The organism is Micromonospora sp. NPDC049204, from assembly GCF_040647935.1.
In the GTDB taxonomy this organism is placed as follows: Bacteria; Actinomycetota; Actinomycetes; order Mycobacteriales; family Micromonosporaceae; genus Micromonospora.
The window spans coordinates 102,561-120,227 of sequence record NZ_JBEZDC010000014.1 but is presented as its reverse complement, the minus strand read 5'-3'; the positions used below and the strand labels follow the sequence as shown (position 1 = coordinate 120,227).

The following is a 17,667-nucleotide window of genomic DNA, read 5'->3' as shown; positions in this document are numbered from 1 at the left end:
AACATGGCTGTGAATGTGCTGGTCCAGAAAAGCGGCGGTGCTTCTGCGCGGACTCTCGAGCGCGTTCGTCATGCCGCCCCGCGTATCGCCGCGGCGCCCCGGCGCGGGTCGTCCGCGGTCGTCTTGGCGGGCGGCCGGAGGGCCGGTGACCTGCTGGGGCTGGCGGCCGACGTCGGTACTGCGGGTCCGTCCCGGGAGCTGGATCAGTAGCGGTGGACGACCCAGACGCCAGGGACCCTGATCCCACGTGAGGCGCTGACGAGCATGCCTGAGGTGGTCAAGCCGTGCAGCCTGTTCAGGCACGACGAGGACTGGGACAAGCGCTCCTCTACTACTGACGGGAACGACATGCCTCAGATGCGGGTGGCTGTGGCCGGGGCCGGAATCGCCGGCCTTGCCCTGGCCGCCGCCCTTCGCCGGGCCGGAATCGACTGCCACGTCTACGAGCAGGCGGAGCACCTGACCGAGGTGGGTGCGGGAGTGCAGGTGGCGCCCAATGCCACCCGGCTGCTGCATCAGCTCGGCCTGCGCGATCGCCTGCGCGGCGTTGCGGTCGTGCCGCAGGCGATCGAGTCGCGCCGCTGGGACGACGGCAGGCGGCTGCAACGCACCCCGCTGGGCAGTCTGTGCCGCAGCCGCTTCGGCGCGCCCTACTACACGATGCGCCGCGCGGACCTGCTTACCAGCCTGCTCTCCGTCGTGCCGCCTGACCGGGTGCACCTCGGCGCCCGCCTCGCCGCCGTGACGCAGAGCGCCGACGAGGCGCGGCTGCACCTGTCCGACGGTCCGACGGTCACGGCGGACCTGGTCGTGGGGGCCGACGGCATTCATTCGATCGCACGTGAGCAGATCGTGGCCGATCGGCCGCGCCCCTCCGGGCAGACGCTCTACCGGGGACTGGTGCCGGTCGAGCGGGTGCGCTTTCTGCTCACCGAGATCCGGGTGCAGTCGTGGCTCGGACCGGACCAACACCTCGTGTGCTACCCGGTGTCGTCGGGTCGGCAGGTGAGCTTCGAGGCGACCATGTCCGCCTCGGACAGGCGAGAGGAGTCGTGGTCGGCGCGGGGCGACGTCGCCCCGCTCGCCGCGGCGTACGCGGGCTGGCATCCGGACGTGACACGGGTGATCGACGCGGCGGAGACAATCACCAGGTCGGCGCTGCACGATCGGGAGAGCATCGAGCGGCTCAGTTCGGGACGGGTGGCCGTCATCGGCGACGCCGCGCATCCGATGGCACCGATCCAGGCGCAGGGCGCGAACCAGGCGATCGAGGATGCCGTGGTGCTCGCGGCGTGTCTGGCCGACGCGCGCCCGGGCGACCTGAGCGCGGCCTTGCGCCGCTACGAAGGTATCCGCCTTCCCCGGACGACGCGGATCCAGCAACAGTCCCGTGCCAACGCGGAGACATTCCACCTCGTCAACGGGCAAGCGCGGCATCGCCGCGACACCTCCGCCCAGACCGCATCCGGTCTGGACCGGCATGAATGGCTCTTCGGGTACGACGCCGAGCAGGCAACTACGACCAGCGGGAGCGCATGATGGAACTGACCGGAATCGAGTCGACGGTCGCACTTGTCACCGGGGCGGCGCAGGGCATCGGTGCCGCCGTGGCGGGCCTCCTGGCAGGCGCGGGGGCGCACGTCGCGGCCGTCGACCGCAACGCCGAGGCGCTCGACACCGTTTTGACCAAGATCGAGGCGGAGGGTGATTCGGTCCGCGGCTACCTCGTCGACGTGCGCGACAGCGAGGCCGTGGATGCGCTCGTGGGGCGCGTCGAGGACGAGCTCGGGCCCATCGGCGTCCTGGTCAACGCGGCCGGCGTCCTGCACACCGGCCGGGTGGTCGAGCTGTCGGACCAGCAGTGGAGCGAGACCTTCTCGATCAACGCGGGCGGGGTGTTCCACCTGTCCCGGGCGGTGGCCCGCCGAATGATCGGCCGCCGACGGGGTGCGATCGTGACGATCGCATCCAACGCCGCCGGCGTGCCGCGCACGGAGATGGCCGCGTACGCCGCCTCGAAGGCCGCGTCGGCCCAGTTCACCCGATGTCTGGGGCTGGAACTCTCCGACTACGGCATCCGGTGCAACGTCGTCTCGCCGGGCTCGACCGACACACCCATGCTGCGCTCGATGCTCGGCGAGGCCGGTGATCCGCGGCAGGTGGTCGAGGGCTCGCCGGCCGCGTACCGCGTCGGTATTCCGCTTCGAAAGCTGGCCCAGCCGCGGGACGTGGCCGAAGCGGTCGCGTATCTCGTGTCGGACCAGGCCGGTCACGTCACGATGCACGACCTGTACGTGGACGGCGGCGCGGCCCTGCACGTGTGACGTCGTCGGATGCCGAATAGGAGACGAACCATGGTCATGACCCCGATCGCGGCGTACCCCATGCCCGGTGACAGCGATCTGCCGAGTGCGGCGATGCCCTGGCGCCCGGATCCGGACCGGGCCGCCGTGCTGGTGCACGACATGCAGCGCTACTTCCTACGCCCGTTCCCAGCCGGGCAGTCCCCGCTCACCGACCTGCTCGCCAATGTCATGAAGCTGCTCGCGGCGGCCCGCGCGGCCCGGGTGCCGGTGCTGTACACGGCACAGCCGGGTGGGATGAGCCGTCGCGACCGCGGGCTGCTGCACGACCTCTGGGGTCCCGGCATGAGCAGCGCGGAGGCCGATCGTGGCATCGCCGACGACGTCGCCCCGGAGCCGGGCGACACGGTGCTGACCAAGTGGCGCTACAGCGCGTTCTTCCGCAGCGACCTGGAGGAGCGACTGCGGGGGTCGGGCCGGGATCAGATCATCGTCTGTGGCGTCTACGCGCACATGGGGTGCCTCATTACCGCCAGCGACGCGTTCAGCCGCGACATCCAGCCGTTCCTCGTGTCGGATGCGTTGGCCGACCTGTCGCTCGACGACCATCTCATGGCGCTTCGGTACGCGGCGGATCGTTGCGCGGTACCGCTGACCACGGCGCACGTGCTGGCCGCGCTGGAGAGCTAGCGCCCGGTTCGCGGGGTTGTCGGTGGTGTTGTGGATCCTCGCCGTGGGTGTGGTCACCAGGCGACTCGATGACGCGAACGCGCCATACCCGCTCTCCCGGATGTGGATCCCCAGCCCATTCAATGCCGCTCTTGGCAACGCAAAGACGTGATGCGCACACACCGGCGGCTGGGCCACGCTATCCGCGCACACCCCTCGACCGGGAGGTTAGCGCCGGCGCGACCGGGCCGTCGCCGGGCTCGTCTGGCGATCGGCTCGCGGCCTGCCGCGGCTCCCGCAGGCCCGTCTCGCTGATCTCTTGTGTGGAGGACAGATGCAGCAACCCAGCTCTACGGCGGACTTCGCCCCACTCGGTCCGTGGCAGGGCATGCCGGCGGCTCAACAACCGGACTGGCAGGACCACCCCGCGTACCACGAGGTCTGTCATTCGCTTTCCTCATCGCCACCCCTGGTGACGACCGAGGAGATTTGGCAGCTGCGGGAGTCGCTGTCGACACTGGCCCCCACCGGCACTCTTCTGCTGCAGGTCGGCGACTGCGCCGAGAGCTTCTACGAGTGCACGCCCCGGCACACCTCAGGCAAACTCGAAATCATCGACCGGCTGGGGGACAGGCTCGGTGAGCTCACCGGTCAGAGTGTCATCCGTGTCGGCCGGATGGCCGGACAGTTCGCCAAGCCCCGATCGCAGGCCATGGAGTGGCACGACGCGCTGCGCATCCCCTCCTTTCGAGGGCACATGATCAATTCGGACATCGCCGGGTCGAGGACCCGCAGAGCCGACCCGCGGCGCATGGTCTGGGCCTACGAGGCCAGCGACGCGGTACAGCGGGTGATGCGGAGCTACCGTCAGGGAAACGGACGTACGGCGACGGCGGAGGGCCCGTGGTCGAGCCACGAGGCGCTGGTGGTCGACTACGAGTCCCGGCTGGTCCGCAGTGCCCCGGACACCGACGACCTGTACCTGGGCTCGACCCACCTGCCCTGGGTGGGTGAGCGGACCCGCGAGCCGGCCGCGGCCCATGTCGCCATGCTCTCCTCTGTCGTCAATCCGGTGGGATGCAAGATCGGACCGGACGCCGACCCCGATGATGTCCTGCAGGTGTGCGAGGCGCTCGACCCGCGGCGCGAGCCGGGCCGCCTCGTCCTGATACCCCGGATGGGTCGGGACCGGATCCAGGAGGCCCTGCCATCCATAGTCCGCCGTGTGGTGAACGCGGGACACCCGGTGGTCTGGTTGAGCGACCCCATGCACGGCAACACCGTGAAAGCCTCGAACGGCCTGAAGACACGCCACCTCACCGACGTGATCACCGAGGCGCTACGCTTTCGTGACATCATGGGGCAGAACGGGCAGCACGCCGCCGGTCTCCACATCGAGGTCGCGGCCGACGATGTGACGGAATGTATCGGTGGATCCGTGGAGAACGAGGACCAACTGCAGCGTCACTACACCTCACTGTGCGATCCGCGGCTCAACCCCGGCCAGGCCACCGAACTCATCGAGGCATGGGCCAAGGGAACGGCGATGGGTCGTTGCTGACCGGGCCGGTACCCGCATCCCTGGAAAGAACCCGTACGCACCGGTCCTTCGCCGCGAGCGGAACGCCGCGACCGTAGCCTGGTGTGGAGTGACGGTTGGTCAGCCCGGCTGCTGGCGGGCGGCATCGGCCCGTACCTCGGCCCGGTTACCGCAACTCGCCATGTTGCACGAGCGACGCCGGCCCCACCGGTCGAGGAGGGGCCATCCGCGTTCGACGCCCGGGCAGTGTACAGCGGGCGAGTCCGTCCTGGTCCGACTCCATCGCGGCCGCTGCGGCGGCTCGCTGTGCCTGCTCGACCAACGCCACGTCGTGATGATCCTGCGCCTCGCGCAAGGCTCTCGACCTGCGACCAATCAAGGCTCAGCCCGCCGGCGATCTACGGCCGATCATTCTCGTCGACGACCGCGGCCGCTGCGCCCACGCCGAAAACCAGTCCAGCCCTCAACGTTGATACAGAGGTCAACAGCGGCCGCGACCTTCAACAAGGCGCCGATCTCGATTCCCAGGCTCGACGGCCATTGGTTGGTACGGGCGTCCTCTGTTGCCATTGCGGCTGGTACAACACCCGCCGCATCCAAAAGGAACTGGGCGACCTCCGCCCCGACGAATACGAGACCGCCTGGCACCACCAACCGACCAGCCTGACCGAGCCACTTACCACCACCCCTGCACCAACCGGCAGCAGGTAACCACCGCTCCATCAAAGTGGTTGAAGCTCAGGCGACCGGGCCGCGAACCGGCGAAGAAGAGGTCGAAGGGCGGCAGACCACCGACCTTTGACCCCGAGAACTGCAAGCAGCGCCACGCTGCGGAGTGCCACATCAACCGCCTGAAACGCCACCGCGCGTTCGCGACCCGGTACGACAAGTTCGTCGTCCGCTACCAGGCCAGCCTCCACATCGTCGCGATCAATGAATGGCGTCGACCGCCGATGAGACAGGGCCTTGGGTGTCCGGTCCAAAGGGGAACCTCCTCCTTTATCATGATCAGACCCGACGGGCCTGCGCCGATGACGCAATCGGCTTACGCTCAGCGACATGAAAAAGCTCCTCGCGGGCCTGACGTCGGTGCTGCTACTCGCCGAGGTCGCGGTGTTCTACCTAGCCGCCAGCGGCGCGTTCATGCACGTGTCCGACGAGGAGGCCTTCATGCCCCACCGCGTGCTCGGGATCGCGATCTTCGTGTTCGCTGTGGTGTGCCTGGTCGTCGCCGCGCTCGCCCGGATGCCCGGACGGCTCATCGGCATGGTGGCGCTGATCGCCGGGCTGACGCTCGTCCAGGGGATGATCCGGGCGCTCGCCAAGTCCTTTGGGGAGGCTGAGGCGGGGCACATCGTCTTCGGCCTGCACGGGATGAACGCGCTGGCGATCTTCGGCGTGACCGTCTGGGTCGCGCAGCGGTCGCTCCAGATCGCGTGGCGGCGCGCCGAGCTCAGCCGAACGGCGTCATAACCACAGCCGCGTTGATTGTCCCGGACCACGCCTGCACGCTGCTGGGCGCCGTCGCGTGGTTGGGCCGCAGGCGTGACCGCGGCGCTGCGGCGCGCCAGGCCCGCACTTGTGCTGCTCGCCGCAGCGCTGGTGCTGACGGCGGCGAGGGCGGTGCCGATGGCGGTGCCGATGGCGGTGCCGGCCGGGCGGGGGCTGGTGGTCGGCCGGTGCGGGTCTCGGGTGACGTGCCGCCGTAGGTGGACGGATCGACGCTGATCAGGGCTGGGTGGATGGGACTCCGCTGTCGGCGGGCTGACCGTGCGGGCCACCGTGGGCATGGGGGATCGCTCGGCGGCCACGTCCCGGGATCGGCCGGGGCGGTGGTGGCGCCGTCGAGGCGCGGACGACGAGCTCGACCGGTTGGTCGGCTGCCGGTGGAAGCTCGACGTCCGGCTTCTCGATGGCCTGCACCAGCAGCGCGAGGCCCTGCCGCGTGACCTCGTCGAACGGCTGCCGCATGGTGGTGAGCGGGGGAGTGACGTAGGCGGCGACCGGGATGTCGTCGAACCCGACGACGCTGATGTCCTCGGGCACCCGGCGCCCGGCCTCGAGCTGCGCGCGGATGAGCCCGATCGCCATGTCGTCGTTCGCGGCGAACACCGCGGTCACGGTGCCGTCGCCGGCCAGTTCCCGGCCCGCCGCGTAGCCGGACGCGGCCGACCAGTCGCCCTCGACGACAGGCGGCTCGTCCGCGCCGTGGGCTCGCAGCGCCTCGCGCCAGCCGGCGAGACGATCCCGTGCCGAATACCACCGCTGCGGGCCGGCCAGGTGATGGACGGTCGCGTGCCCCAGCTCCAGCAGGTGCTCGGTCGCGGCCCGCGCGAGCCGGCCCGCGCCGACCCTGGCGGTCACCACCTGCGGCGCGGTGAAGGTGGGCGGCGCGCCGAGAACCAGGACCGGCACGTCGACGCTGATGAGGCCGACGCCCTCGTCGATCGGCTCGGAGATGATGACGCCGTCCACGCCCTGGTCCAGCAGCGACGCCAGGGCGCTCGCGATGCCGCCCGGGTCGCCCTCGATCGTGGTGACCACCCGCAGCGTGTAGCCCACCTCCCGAACCGCCCGCTCGATGCCCATGAGCCACGACGCCGGCCCGTACAAGGCGCTGCCGAGCGTCACCACGCCGATCGACCGGGTCCGCCCGGAGGCCAACGCCCGGGCCGCCTGGTTGCGCCGGTAGCCGAGTTCCTCGGCGGCGTCCAGGACCCGCCGGCGCACGTCGGCCGAGACATACGGCTCGTCGTTGAGGACCCTGGACACCGTCTTCTGGGAGACGCCGGCCAGCCGCGCGACGTCCACGCTGCGCGGCGTCGGAGGGCTTCCACCCGGCCTCGCCAGTCGCGTCACGGCACCTCCCATCGCCAGCCATCGTCCTGTATGATTGCGCAGTCATGTCTACGCAGTCAGACACTCGCCGTCACGAGCCCGCAACCCGCTCGTAACGTGGGCGAAGCGTGTTACTTACCAGCACCCTAACTCCATTTTCGAAGCGAACAAGTCAGGCCGGGCCGCCCGCCGACTTCACCGAGGACCACAGTGCTGTCCACGTCTTCAGCGCGTCACGCAGCCGGGACCGCAGGGGCGAATCGGTTCGCTATTCGATCGGTACCGCGTCGGCGGGCCGGCGACACGGAGTGCCTGAGCGCGATGCCCAGCACTCCGGAAGGGCCGTATTATCTGCGGCCACTCAAAGCTCGTGAGGCGCCAGGAGCAGGAAGTAACCGCCTTGAAACCTTGACTTCACGCGCGATACGCCCATTAAATACATACCTATGTATCTGGGCCGCAGCCACCCTTCCCGGGTGGTCGGCGACGCCGGCAGATTTGTCGAATCGATTCGGGTCTCGGCCCTGAGGCTGTGCTCTGAACCGGTGTTGCGGAGCTGTCGGGTGAGTCACAGGAGGTAACCGTGCATCGTACCAACGTCCACTGGGGTGGCCGATTGTCGGCGTTGGCCAGAGGGCTGGCCGCGACCGTGGCCCTCGCCCTGCCTCTGACGCTGGGTGGTCTGACCCTGGCGACCCCCGGGTCGGCCCTGGCCGCGCCAGTCGCGACGCAGAGTGTCGCGGCCGCCGGACTTGACGGTGTGGCGGCCGGCAACGCCGCGCTCACCTCGGTCGACCTGGCCGGGACGTGGAACTTCACGCCCGCGGGTCGGGGGGCGACCACGATCGCGGTACCCGGCGGCGGCTGGTACAAGCAGGGCTTCACCACCGTGAACGAGGCGGTGTACTCGCGCAGCATCACCGTGCCAGACTCGGGGCAGCCGCAGTCGACCTGGATCGAGTTCGGCGCCGTCAACCACCAGGCGACACTGTCGGTCGACGGCCGAGTGGTCGCGACCCAGACGACGGCGTTCACCCCGTCGAACTTCGACATCAGCGCATACGCGGCGCCCGGCACCACCCACACGATCACGGTGAACGTGAAGGGCCGCGGCGCGTTGAAGGCATCCAACGGCCGGTACCTGGTGCCCGACGCCGCCACGTGGTCCGAGGCTGTCCCGCAGGGAATCTTCGGGTCCGCGTTCCTGCGGGTGTACCCGGCGGTGTACGTCAGCGACACATTCGTGCGTACGTCGGTGGCGAACAAGACGCTGACCTACGACGTGACGGTGCGGAACACGTCGGGCAGTTCCCGGTCGGTGACGTTGACCGGGTCGCTGTCGTCCAGCAACGGAACGGCTTTCAGCTACCCGGCACTGCCCAGCCGTACGGTCACCGTGGCGGCCCGCTCGACCGCGACCGTGACCGTCGGGCCGGTCGCGTGGAACCTCGACAGCACCTCGTACTGGTGGCCCAACGTGCCGTACCGGTCCGGGTACCGGGCGCAGCTGCACGGGCTGGCGGTGCATGCCGTCACCGACGACGGCCGGACGAGCGACGCCGAGTACCGGTTCGGGTTCCGGGAGGCCACCCAGAACGGTGACTACTACTACCTCAACGGCGTGCGCGTGAACTTCCGCGGCGACAACCTCCAGGGTGCCGACTATGACCGGATCAACAACGGCGGCAAGGGCGACGCGTACCACACCCTGCCCGGCTTCCTGCCCCCGTCGTCCGGCAACGGCGGCTGGCCGCAGGCGGTGGACAACTACCAGCGGCTGAACTACAACGTGGTGCGCATCCACCAGGAGCCCGGAAGCCCGTACATGTTGGATGTCGCCGACGAGATGGGCCTGATGATCATCGACGAGGTCGCGATTCGCGGCTCCCAATCCTCGCAGGAGTGGCAGAACTCCGTCGGGCGCGACAACATGATCAACCACGCCCGTGCGCTGGTCCTGCGCGACCGCAATCACCCCGCGATCATCCGCTGGAGTCAGAACAACGAGCCGAACCAGAGCGGCCAGGATTCCGAACAGTTCGAGAAGGACCTGTACGCGGCGATGAACGGCGCCGACGGCACCCGGCCGATCATTGTCGAGGTGGGCGTCGGCAACAATGTCAGCCTGTATCCCGGGATGACGTACGCCAACTTCGCGGTTATCCCGCACTACGTCGACGGCTTCGGCAGGTACGGGGAGGGCCTGGTCACCGTCAACGGGCGGCCCGACGGCGAGGGCGAGTTCATCTGGCCGGCATGCAACAACAAGCAGGGCTTCGAGTGGTTCGCCACCGCGACTGCTGCCAAGCGCGGCAAGGGCGCCACCGACCTGCGTCCGTACACCCTGCTGTCCGCCTGGGCCAGCGTGGTGCCCGGCGTGCGGTCCACCGACTTCACCCCGGAGGAGGGCGGTCACCCCATCTACGGCGTGGACAACCTGCCCGACCCGTGGAGCAACCCGCAGATCCAGCGGGTGCAGGCGGCGTTCAACCCGGTGGCCGCGATCGACCTCCCGTACTGGTCCGCCTCCGGCAATTCGGATGCGAACGGCACCTTCCCGCTGCCGCAGGCGGTGCCCAGCTACGCCCGCGGCGCCACGGTGACCCGCAACATCACCGTGTTCAACGACGACCTCACCAACACCTCGGTGACCTTGGCCTGGACCGCCCGGCTCGACAGCCCGACCGGCGCGGTCGTCGCGTCCGGAAGCAGCAACCTGACCATCCCACTCGGCACGCGGGTGACCCAACCGGTGTCCTTCACCGCCCCCGCCACCGGCAGCCGCGTGTACCTGCAGCTGTCGACCACGAAGGCCGGCAGCACCACCTTCACCGACTCGGTCGAGTACTTCAACCTCGGCGGAGGCGGCGGAACCGGGCCCGCAGCGGGCACCTACCGCATCGTCAACCGCAACAGCGGCAAACCCCTCGCCATCGCCGGGAACTCCACCGCCGACGGCGCCAAGGCCGTCCAGCAGAGCGGCACCCCCACCTGGACGATCAGCACCACCCAGGACGCCTACACCCTGCGCTACACCGCCTCCGGAAAGATGCTCGACGTCAACGCCGGCAGCACCACGGCCGGCCTGCAACTACAGCAGTGGTCGGCCAACGGCGGCACCAACCAGTCGTGGTACCTGCGGCCCACCGGTAACGGCTACTACACCATCGTCGCCCGCGGCAGCGGACTGGCAGCTGACGTCTCCGGTGCCTCGACCAGCGACGGGGCGCAGGTCGTGCAGTGGACTGCCAACGGCGGGACCAACCAGCAGTGGCAGTTCGTGCCCGCCTGACCAGTAGCAGAGGTGAGTGTCAAGTTCGGCCGCCGGTAGAACGGGCCGCCGACTGTCGCGCCGACTCGGGGGCACGGTTTGTGCCCCCGAGTCGGCCGCGATCCAATCACTGTGGGACACGAGCTACCGATCCGAACAGACACGGGCCCGGTCCGCTCGCTACCTGTACGTGAGCCAGGCCCGGGCGTCGCGGCTGAGTGCACGGACGGTCGGTGGTAGCCCACGCGGGCCTGGTCAGGTCCGGCCGACCGAACGGTAGGGCCGGAAAAATTCGCGCAGCTCCTGCGCGTACAGCTCGGGCTCCTCGAAGGGCGCGAAGTGGCCACCCCGGTCGAGCTCGGTGATGCGCACGACGTTGGCCGTGCGCTCGAGCCAGGCCCGCGGCGGGTGGAGCGTGTCGCCGGGGAAGAGCGCGAAGCCGGACGGTACATCGACCCTGCGGGCGTGTTGTTCCGGCGGGATCGCGGCGTTGGCGACGTACATGCGCATCGACGAGCCGATCGTTCCGGTCAGCCAGTAGCGCGTGAGCAGGGTGAGGATCTCGTCCCTGGTGAAGCTCCGCTCGATATCGCCGTGACAGTCGCTCCACGACCGCAGCTTCTCGACGATCCAGGCGGCCAGTCCGGCGGGTGAGTCGGTCAGCCCCACAGCGGCGGTCTGCGGCTTGGTGCGGTGCATCGCGGCGTACGCGCCTTCGCTGGCCTTCCACGCGGCGGCGGCGTCGAGCCAGGCCCGCTCCTCCGGGGCGAGGTCAACGGCGGTGAGAACCGGGAGGCTGGCCTCCATGCGATGCACGGCAACGACTCGCTCGGGATGGTTCAGGGCGAGATAGCGGCTCACTGAGCTGCCGATGTCCCCTCCCACGGCACCGAAACTCGCGTGACCGAGCGCGGTCATCAACTCGGCCCACAGGTCGGCGACCGCGATCGAGTCGAGGGGTCCTCCCGCAGGACGGTCCGAGTGCCCGAAGCCCGGCATGTCCGGCACGACCACGTCGAAGGCGTCGGCCGGGTCCGCGCCGTGCGCCCCGGGGTCGGTGAGCAGGGGCACCACCTTCTCGTAGCGCCACGACGAGTCCGGCCATCCATGGCAGAGGACCAGCGGCAGCACCGGCCCAATTGGCGCGACGGCACGCGCACGAATGAACGAGACGCCCATGTCCCGGATCCGCGTGCGAAAGCGCGGCAGGCGCGCGAGAGCGGTCTCCTGCGCCGGCCAGTCGAACTCCTCCGCCCAGTAGTCGACGAGTTCGCGCAGATAGGTGATGTCTGTGCCCAGCGACCACCCAGCGTCCTCCGGCGCGTCCGGCCAGCGCGTCGCCCGCAGGCGCGCGCGAAGGTCCTCCAACTCCTCAGGGCTGGCGTGCACCCGGAACGGCTCGACACTCGTCGGGTCCTGCGACGAGGGAATCATGAGCCGCACCGCCTCGCCGCGCTACGGACGGTGACGGCACCGCCATCCGTGCCATGAGTTGTTGTCATGGACGGATCATGACAACCTCCGCGTACGTCGACAAGCTTCTGGTGGTGGAGACCGGTCGTCGGTGCGCCAGACCCGGCGTACCCCCGGTCGAAGGTCATTGGGACGAACGCCGACGGCGACTCCACGGCCTCGCCCGACCACATCGTCTCGCCGGAACGGATCGTCAATATGCCGGGCTTCAGTGGCTGTCGGACAGCGTCAACAAGTCGCCGCAATCTCGCCGCGTGGCCGATATGGCGATGGCCGATCCGAAGTGGAGAGACGAGCAGGTCTCCCTCGCCGACCAGGTCAGCGAGCAGTTGCGAGCTATCATCGACCGGCTGCTGAAGAGTCAGGGTTGACGGGGAGTGACGTGACGGATCCGGTCGAGGTCAGGGTCGGCTTGGAGAATTGGTCCCTGGCTTTCGTCGGCCCGGATTCGGCCGAACTGTCCCGGATTCCTGCGCAGTGGTGGCCGATCGCGCGCTCCACCGATCCGGCGAACCGATGCCGCAGTGCAGCGGCGTTGTGGAACCGGGGTCTGCTCGATCTGTTGCCCCGGTTCACCGAGGCGCTGCGCACGCGTTTCGTCGACGTCCAGGCTGCTATCACCGATGACTGCCCGGTGCTGGTCTACGTCGGACGGGCGGACGACGGCGGGTCCGTCGGCTGGGTCGGCTACGACCCGCGTAGCTTCGGTGAACCGCCACCGTTCTGGGATAGCTTCCCCGAGCCGCTGCGGGTCTTTCTGCGCGAGGTGCACGCCGGCTTCGTCTCGGGCGACCGGCTGTCGTACGGGCCGGTACGTCCCCGGCACATGGAAACGCTGGCCGACCTCAGCGACTGGCCGGAGGGCATCGACGGCTGGGAGGCCGACATCGAGTCGACCCGGTTGTTGCAGATCAGCTCGGACGGCGGATTGTTGAGTTACTGTCTGACCCTGGACCTGCGGCCGGGACAGGTCGCCCTGGTCTACGAGGGTCTCGTCGGCGCGAAGGACTTCGGCTCCGAACTGGACGAGCTCCTCACCTCGCGGCTGCGCCACCCGTAGGACCTAGCCACCGTCCGACCGGCGCGCGATGCCGCGCGGCGAGCCCCTAACTCCCGGAGCGTGAAGACCCTCGTCGCCGGTGGAGCCGGTCTCGTCCGGTCCGAGTAAGTGCACATCCCGCGGCGGCCAGGAGCCGGCTGTGGCCGCTCACCCGTGCGGTGTCGAAACAGCTCATGCCGGTCTTCGGCAAGCCGATGATCGGCTGTCCACGGCCCGGAGGGCCGGGCACAGTGCCCGGCCGATCCGATTCAGCGTCGCGCCAGCGGCGGCTGCTCCGGGTAGCGGCCGCCGGCCGCGGCGCCGGGCGGCAGGGCCGCGTCCATCGCGTTCAGCTCGGCCTCCGTCAGCTCGACGTCGAGTGCCTGGACATTCTCTGTCAGGTAGCGACGTCGCTTGGTGCCCGGAATCGGCACCACGTCGGGGCTGCGGCTGAGCACCCAAGCGAGTGCCAGCTGGGCGGCGGTGACGTCCCTGGCGGTGGCCAGTTCACGCACCCGCGCTACCAGTTCCATGTTGTGCCGCAGATTGTCGCCCTGGAAACGGGGCGTACCGCGCCGGTAGTCGTCGGCCTCCAGTTGGGTGAGGTCGCTGATCGCGCCGGTCAGCAGCCCCCGCCCGAGCGGGCAGTACGCCACCAGCCCGATGCCCAGCTCACGCAGGGTGGGCAGCAGTTCGGTCTCCGGCTCCCTGCTGAACAGCGAGTATTCATACTGTCCGGCGGTCACCGGGTGCACAGCGTGAGCCCGGCGCACCAGGTCCGCCGGGGCCTCGGAAATGCCGAGGTGGCGCACCTTGCCGCTCGCGACGAGCTCGGCCAGCGCGCCCCAGGTCTCCTCAATGGGCACCTGCGGATCGACGCGGTGTTGGTAGTACAGGTCGATGTGGTCCACTCCGAGCCGGCGCAGCGACGCGTCGCAGGCCCGGCGCACGTAGTCAGGGCGACCGTTGATGGCGAAATGGCCATCCTCGGGGCGGCGTTCCACGCCGAACTTCGTGGCGATCACCGCGTGCTCGCGGCGGCCGGCGACGGCCTTGCCGACCAGCTCCTCGTTGGCGAACGGGCCGTACATGTCGGCGGTGTCGAGCAGGGTGACGCCGAGCTCCAGCGCCCGGTGGATCGTGGCGACCGACTCATTGTCGTCGCGGTCACCGTAGAACTCGCTCATGCCCATGCAGCCGAGGCCGAGAGCGGAGGTGGTCAGGTTCTGGCCGAGCACGCGGTGATTCATCCGCGATTCCTTCCAGGTGAGGAGATGACGACGGACTACTGCCCTCGGGATGTGTCGTACACCGTGGGTCTCCTTGCCGCTCGGGCGCCGTGGTGGCAACGGTCAGAAGGTGATGACGACCTTGCCGCGGGTGTGCTTGCCGGCGAACTCGGCGACCGCGCGCTGCGCCTCGGCAAACGGGAACCGGGCGCTCACCTCGGCCCGCAGCCGACCCGATGCGGTCGCCTCGACGATCCGTTGCAGCAGGCCGTTGGTGGCCTCGATGTGGGCGTACGAGGCGCGCACCTCACGGTCGAAGACCGGCGGACCACCGGCCGGAGAGATGAGCAGCCCACCGCGCTTGACAGCGGCTGCGGTTCCGGCCAGTGCGGGACCGGCATTGATCAGATCGACGGCGACGTCGACGCCGCCGGGAACGTGGCGCAGCGCCTCCTCGGTCGTGTCGCCGGAGGTGTAGTCGACGGTCACCGCGGCACCGAGGCCACGCACGTAGTCCGCGTCCGACGGCGGCGCGGTCGCCACCACGCGGACGCCGGCCTGGGCGGCGAGCTGCACCACGAACGAGCCGACACCCCCGGTCGCGCCGACCACCAGTAGTGAGTCGCCGCTGTTCAGCCCGGCCTGCTCGACAATGGCGGCCGCGGTCATCGCGGCCACCGGCAGAGCAGCGGCGTCCACCGGGTCCAGCGTCTCCGGCCGGGCCACCACCTCGGGGCCGTCGAGGGCCAACGTGTACTCCGCGACCGCGCCGGCGACCGGGTGGGTGAACGCCACCACCTCGTCACCGGGGGTGAATCGGGTGACGCCCTCACCGACCGCTTCTACGGTGCCGGCCGCGTCCAGACCCAGCACGAACGGATGCGACACCGGCATCATCTCGCGCATCACTCCGGTGGCGAGTTTGACGTCGAGCGGGTTGAGCGCTGCCGCTCGCAGCTTGATCAGGATCTGTCCCGGCCCGGGTGCCGGCTTGGCCAGCTCAGCGATGGTGAGCTGGTCGATCGGACCGTACGAAGGTGCGACGAGTGCCTTCATGGTGACGGGCCTTTCTGCGGTCTAAATGGAAGGTGTTCCACTTAATCGGGAAGGCTATCCGGAAAGGTTTCCGATTACAACGTCGCCGCACCGCTGGCCTCGACCTGCGAAGAACTGCTTACACTGCCGCGACAGCGCGCAGGTCACGGCAGAATGGGCGGACGGGCGCACCGGCTGCCGGAGGCGTGGCCGCGGGAGAGAGGACTGTCGGGTGGTTGGAGAGCCGGAGACGGCAGCGACGCCGGTCCCCGCGACACTGCCGGTCGCGGGACAACCGGGAATCGAACGCGCCGACGCCGCCCGCAACCGCCGCATGATGCTCGACGCCGCCGCGCGCATCGTCGCCACCGAGGGCGTCAAGGCGCTGGCCCTCGACGAGGTGGCGCGGGCCGCGGGAGTGGGCACCGGCACCGCCTACCGCCGCTTCGGCGACCGCGCCGGACTGATCTTCGCGTTGCTCGACGAGGAGGAGGCCACTTTCCAGGCCGCTTTCCTGCAGGGCCCGCCGCCGCTGGGCCCCGGCGCGCCGGCGGCGGAGCGGATCCATGCCTTCCTGCATGCACTGGTGGACCGGGTGGAGGCGCAGCTGGAAATGCTGCTGGTCACCGAGGCCAGCTCGCCGGTGGCGCGATACCGCAGCGGGCCGTACATGATCTACCACACCCACCTTGCCGGTTTGCTCGGCGAGGCACGCCCCGACGTCGACCCGCACTACGTCGCGGCCGCGCTGCTCGCGCCGGTCTCGGCCACCCTGATCAGCTACCAGCTGCGCGAGCGCGGCCTCGGCACCGACGTGCTCAAGAGCGGTCTCGACGACCTGCTGCGCCTCAACCTCTGAGCGTCTCCGCCGGCTGTCAGACGCCCTCAAGTCTCCCGGGTGACGGGCGCAGGTACACGTACCAGGTGAGGACGAAGCAGACCGCGTAGAAGGCGATGAAGGCGACGTAGGCCGCATCCGCGCTCTGGTAGGTCAGGAACGACTGCCGGAAGGCAAGATTGACGAGGACTCCGCCGAACGCGCCGATGGCACCGGCGACGCCGATGAGCGCGCCGGAGAGGCGCCGGGCCTCGTGCTCCGCCGCCCGGTCGTGCGGGTCGGCCGCGCCGCCGGCGGTCACCCGTACGCCGCACCTGGCCCGGAAGATCGCCGGGATCATCTTGTACGTCGAGCCGTTGCCGATGCCGCTGAACACGAACAGCGCGATGAAGCCGAGCAGGTACAACGGCAGCGAACGTTGCTGGGAGGCGAGCAGGACGGTCGACGCGCCGGCCGCCATCGCCACGAAGTTCGCGAAGGTGACCCGGGCCCCGCCGAGCCGGTCGGCCAGGGCACCGCCCACGGGACGGATGAGCGAGCCGAGCAGCGGTCCGAGGAACGTCAGGTACGCGGCCTTCACCGGGGTGTTGAAGGTGTCGGCGAACTGCACCTGAAGGACCTGGCCGAAGGCGAACCCGAAGCCGATGAACGACCCGAACGTGCCGATGTAGAGCAGGGACATGATCCAGGTGTGCGGTTCGCGGGTGACGTCACGCATGGCCCGTTTCTCGTTGCGGGCCTGGCTGAGGTTGTCCATGAACATCGCGGAACCGAGTGCGGCCAGCACGATCGCCGGCAGGTAGATGCCGGCGACGATGCCGGGACTGGCCGTCCCCAGGACTGCCAGCACGAACAGGCCGACGAGCTGGACCGCGGCGACGCCGAGGTTGCCGCCGCCGGCGTTGATGCCGAGCGCCCAGCCCTTGAGCCGGTCGGGGTAGTACGCGTTGATGTTCGCCATCGAGGAGGCGAAGTTCCCGCCGCCGACGCCGGCCAGCGCGGCGATGAGCATCATCGTCGCGTACGAGACGCCGGGCCGGATCAGGAAGGCACCGAGCAGGCTCGGGACCAGCAGCAGCGACGCACTGATGATCGTCCAGTTGCGGCCGCCGAACCGGGCCACGGCAAGGGTGTACGGGATCCGCAGCACCGAGCCGACCAGTGCGGGCACGGCGGTGAGCAGGAATTTCCCGGCCGGATCGATGCCGTACTGCGGCCCGAGGAACAGCACCAGCACCGACCACATCGTCCAGATGGAGAAGCCGATGTGTTCGGAGAAGATGGAGAAGATCAGGTTGCGCCGGGCAATGCGGGATCCCTGGCGTTCCCAGAAGATGGGGTCCTCGGGCCGCCAGTCGTCGATCCAGTGTCCGCGAAGGGTCAGGCTGCGCCGGTCCTGCTCGATACTGCCGGGAACGGCCGTGGTCATGGT

The 17,667-nt window shown here is 69.4% G+C and carries 15 protein-coding genes; 9 read left to right on the top strand and 6 right to left on the bottom strand.

Features of this window, described 5'->3' with window-relative positions:
* The first annotated feature begins 264 nt into the window (after positions 1–264).
* The 4 genes from AB0A90_RS24825 (at position 265) to AB0A90_RS24810 (ending at position 4,533) form a co-directional block, all read left to right on the top strand.
* Positions 265–1,539: an FAD-dependent monooxygenase gene (locus AB0A90_RS24825; RefSeq protein WP_357252359.1), complete on the top strand. Its 1,275-nt coding sequence runs from the start codon at positions 265–267 to the stop codon at positions 1,537–1,539.
* Positions 1,539–2,324, top strand: a complete 786-nt coding sequence (locus AB0A90_RS24820) for a 2,3-dihydro-2,3-dihydroxybenzoate dehydrogenase (RefSeq protein ID WP_357252356.1) — start codon at positions 1,539–1,541, stop codon at positions 2,322–2,324. Before AB0A90_RS24825 ends, AB0A90_RS24820 begins: the two co-directional genes overlap by 1 nt.
* A 30-nt stretch (positions 2,325–2,354) precedes the next feature.
* A complete protein-coding gene (locus tag AB0A90_RS24815; RefSeq protein ID WP_357252353.1) occupies positions 2,355–2,993 on the top strand; it encodes an isochorismatase family protein in 639 nt (212 codons plus the stop codon).
* A 313-nt stretch (positions 2,994–3,306) separates the two neighbouring features.
* Entirely contained in the window at positions 3,307–4,533 is a 1,227-nt protein-coding gene (locus AB0A90_RS24810; protein WP_357252350.1) for a 3-deoxy-7-phosphoheptulonate synthase, read from the top strand.
* A 99-nt stretch (positions 4,534–4,632) separates the two neighbouring features.
* On the opposite strand, the gene AB0A90_RS24805 is transcribed toward AB0A90_RS24810, so the two are convergent.
* Positions 4,633–4,887, bottom strand: coding sequence for a CGNR zinc finger domain-containing protein (locus AB0A90_RS24805; RefSeq protein ID WP_357252347.1), 255 nt, complete (start codon positions 4,885–4,887; stop codon positions 4,633–4,635).
* A 684-nt stretch (positions 4,888–5,571) separates the two neighbouring features.
* Here AB0A90_RS24805 and AB0A90_RS24800 point away from each other — a divergent pair.
* A complete protein-coding gene (locus tag AB0A90_RS24800) occupies positions 5,572–5,985 on the top strand; it encodes a DUF6220 domain-containing protein (RefSeq protein ID WP_357252344.1) in 414 nt (137 codons plus the stop codon).
* Positions 5,986–6,240: 255 nt separating this feature from the next.
* Here the strand turns inward: AB0A90_RS24800 and AB0A90_RS24795 are convergent, their stop codons facing one another.
* Positions 6,241–7,371, bottom strand: coding sequence for a LacI family DNA-binding transcriptional regulator (locus AB0A90_RS24795; protein ID WP_357252341.1), 1,131 nt, complete (start codon positions 7,369–7,371; stop codon positions 6,241–6,243).
* A gap of 562 nt (positions 7,372–7,933) precedes the next feature.
* Here AB0A90_RS24795 and AB0A90_RS24790 point away from each other — a divergent pair.
* On the top strand, positions 7,934–10,642 hold the full coding sequence (locus AB0A90_RS24790; protein ID WP_357252338.1) for an RICIN domain-containing protein: 2,709 nt from the start codon (positions 7,934–7,936) through the stop codon (positions 10,640–10,642).
* A gap of 234 nt (positions 10,643–10,876) precedes the next feature.
* Here the strand turns inward: AB0A90_RS24790 and AB0A90_RS24785 are convergent, their stop codons facing one another.
* Entirely contained in the window at positions 10,877–12,055 is a 1,179-nt protein-coding gene (locus tag AB0A90_RS24785) for an epoxide hydrolase family protein (protein WP_357252335.1), read from the bottom strand.
* Positions 12,056–12,132: 77 nt separating this feature from the next.
* Here AB0A90_RS24785 and AB0A90_RS24780 point away from each other — a divergent pair, with 77 nt between their 5' ends.
* Together AB0A90_RS24780 and AB0A90_RS24775 are read left to right on the top strand one after the other, a co-directional pair.
* Entirely contained in the window at positions 12,133–12,465 is a 333-nt protein-coding gene (locus AB0A90_RS24780) for a hypothetical protein (RefSeq protein ID WP_357252332.1), read from the top strand.
* Between the two features lie 11 nt (positions 12,466–12,476).
* On the top strand, positions 12,477–13,154 hold the full coding sequence (locus AB0A90_RS24775) for a hypothetical protein (protein WP_357252330.1): 678 nt from the start codon (positions 12,477–12,479) through the stop codon (positions 13,152–13,154).
* 248 nt (positions 13,155–13,402) lie between these two features.
* Here the strand turns inward: AB0A90_RS24775 and AB0A90_RS24770 are convergent, their stop codons facing one another.
* The gene (locus AB0A90_RS24770; RefSeq protein ID WP_357252327.1) at positions 13,403–14,383 is read right to left on the bottom strand and encodes an aldo/keto reductase; all 981 of its coding nucleotides are present in this window, start codon (positions 14,381–14,383) and stop codon (positions 13,403–13,405) included.
* A 102-nt stretch (positions 14,384–14,485) separates the two neighbouring features.
* Positions 14,486–15,418, bottom strand: a complete 933-nt coding sequence (locus tag AB0A90_RS24765; RefSeq protein WP_357252324.1) for an NADP-dependent oxidoreductase — start codon at positions 15,416–15,418, stop codon at positions 14,486–14,488.
* A gap of 211 nt (positions 15,419–15,629) precedes the next feature.
* On the opposite strand from AB0A90_RS24765, the gene AB0A90_RS24760 reads away from it, so the two are divergent.
* On the top strand, positions 15,630–16,256 hold the full coding sequence (locus AB0A90_RS24760) for a TetR/AcrR family transcriptional regulator (protein ID WP_357252321.1): 627 nt from the start codon (positions 15,630–15,632) through the stop codon (positions 16,254–16,256).
* A 16-nt stretch (positions 16,257–16,272) separates the two neighbouring features.
* Here the strand turns inward: AB0A90_RS24760 and AB0A90_RS24755 are convergent, their stop codons facing one another.
* On the bottom strand, positions 16,273–17,664 hold the full coding sequence (locus AB0A90_RS24755; RefSeq protein ID WP_357252318.1) for a nitrate/nitrite transporter: 1,392 nt from the start codon (positions 17,662–17,664) through the stop codon (positions 16,273–16,275).
* Positions 17,665–17,667 lie beyond the last annotated feature (3 nt).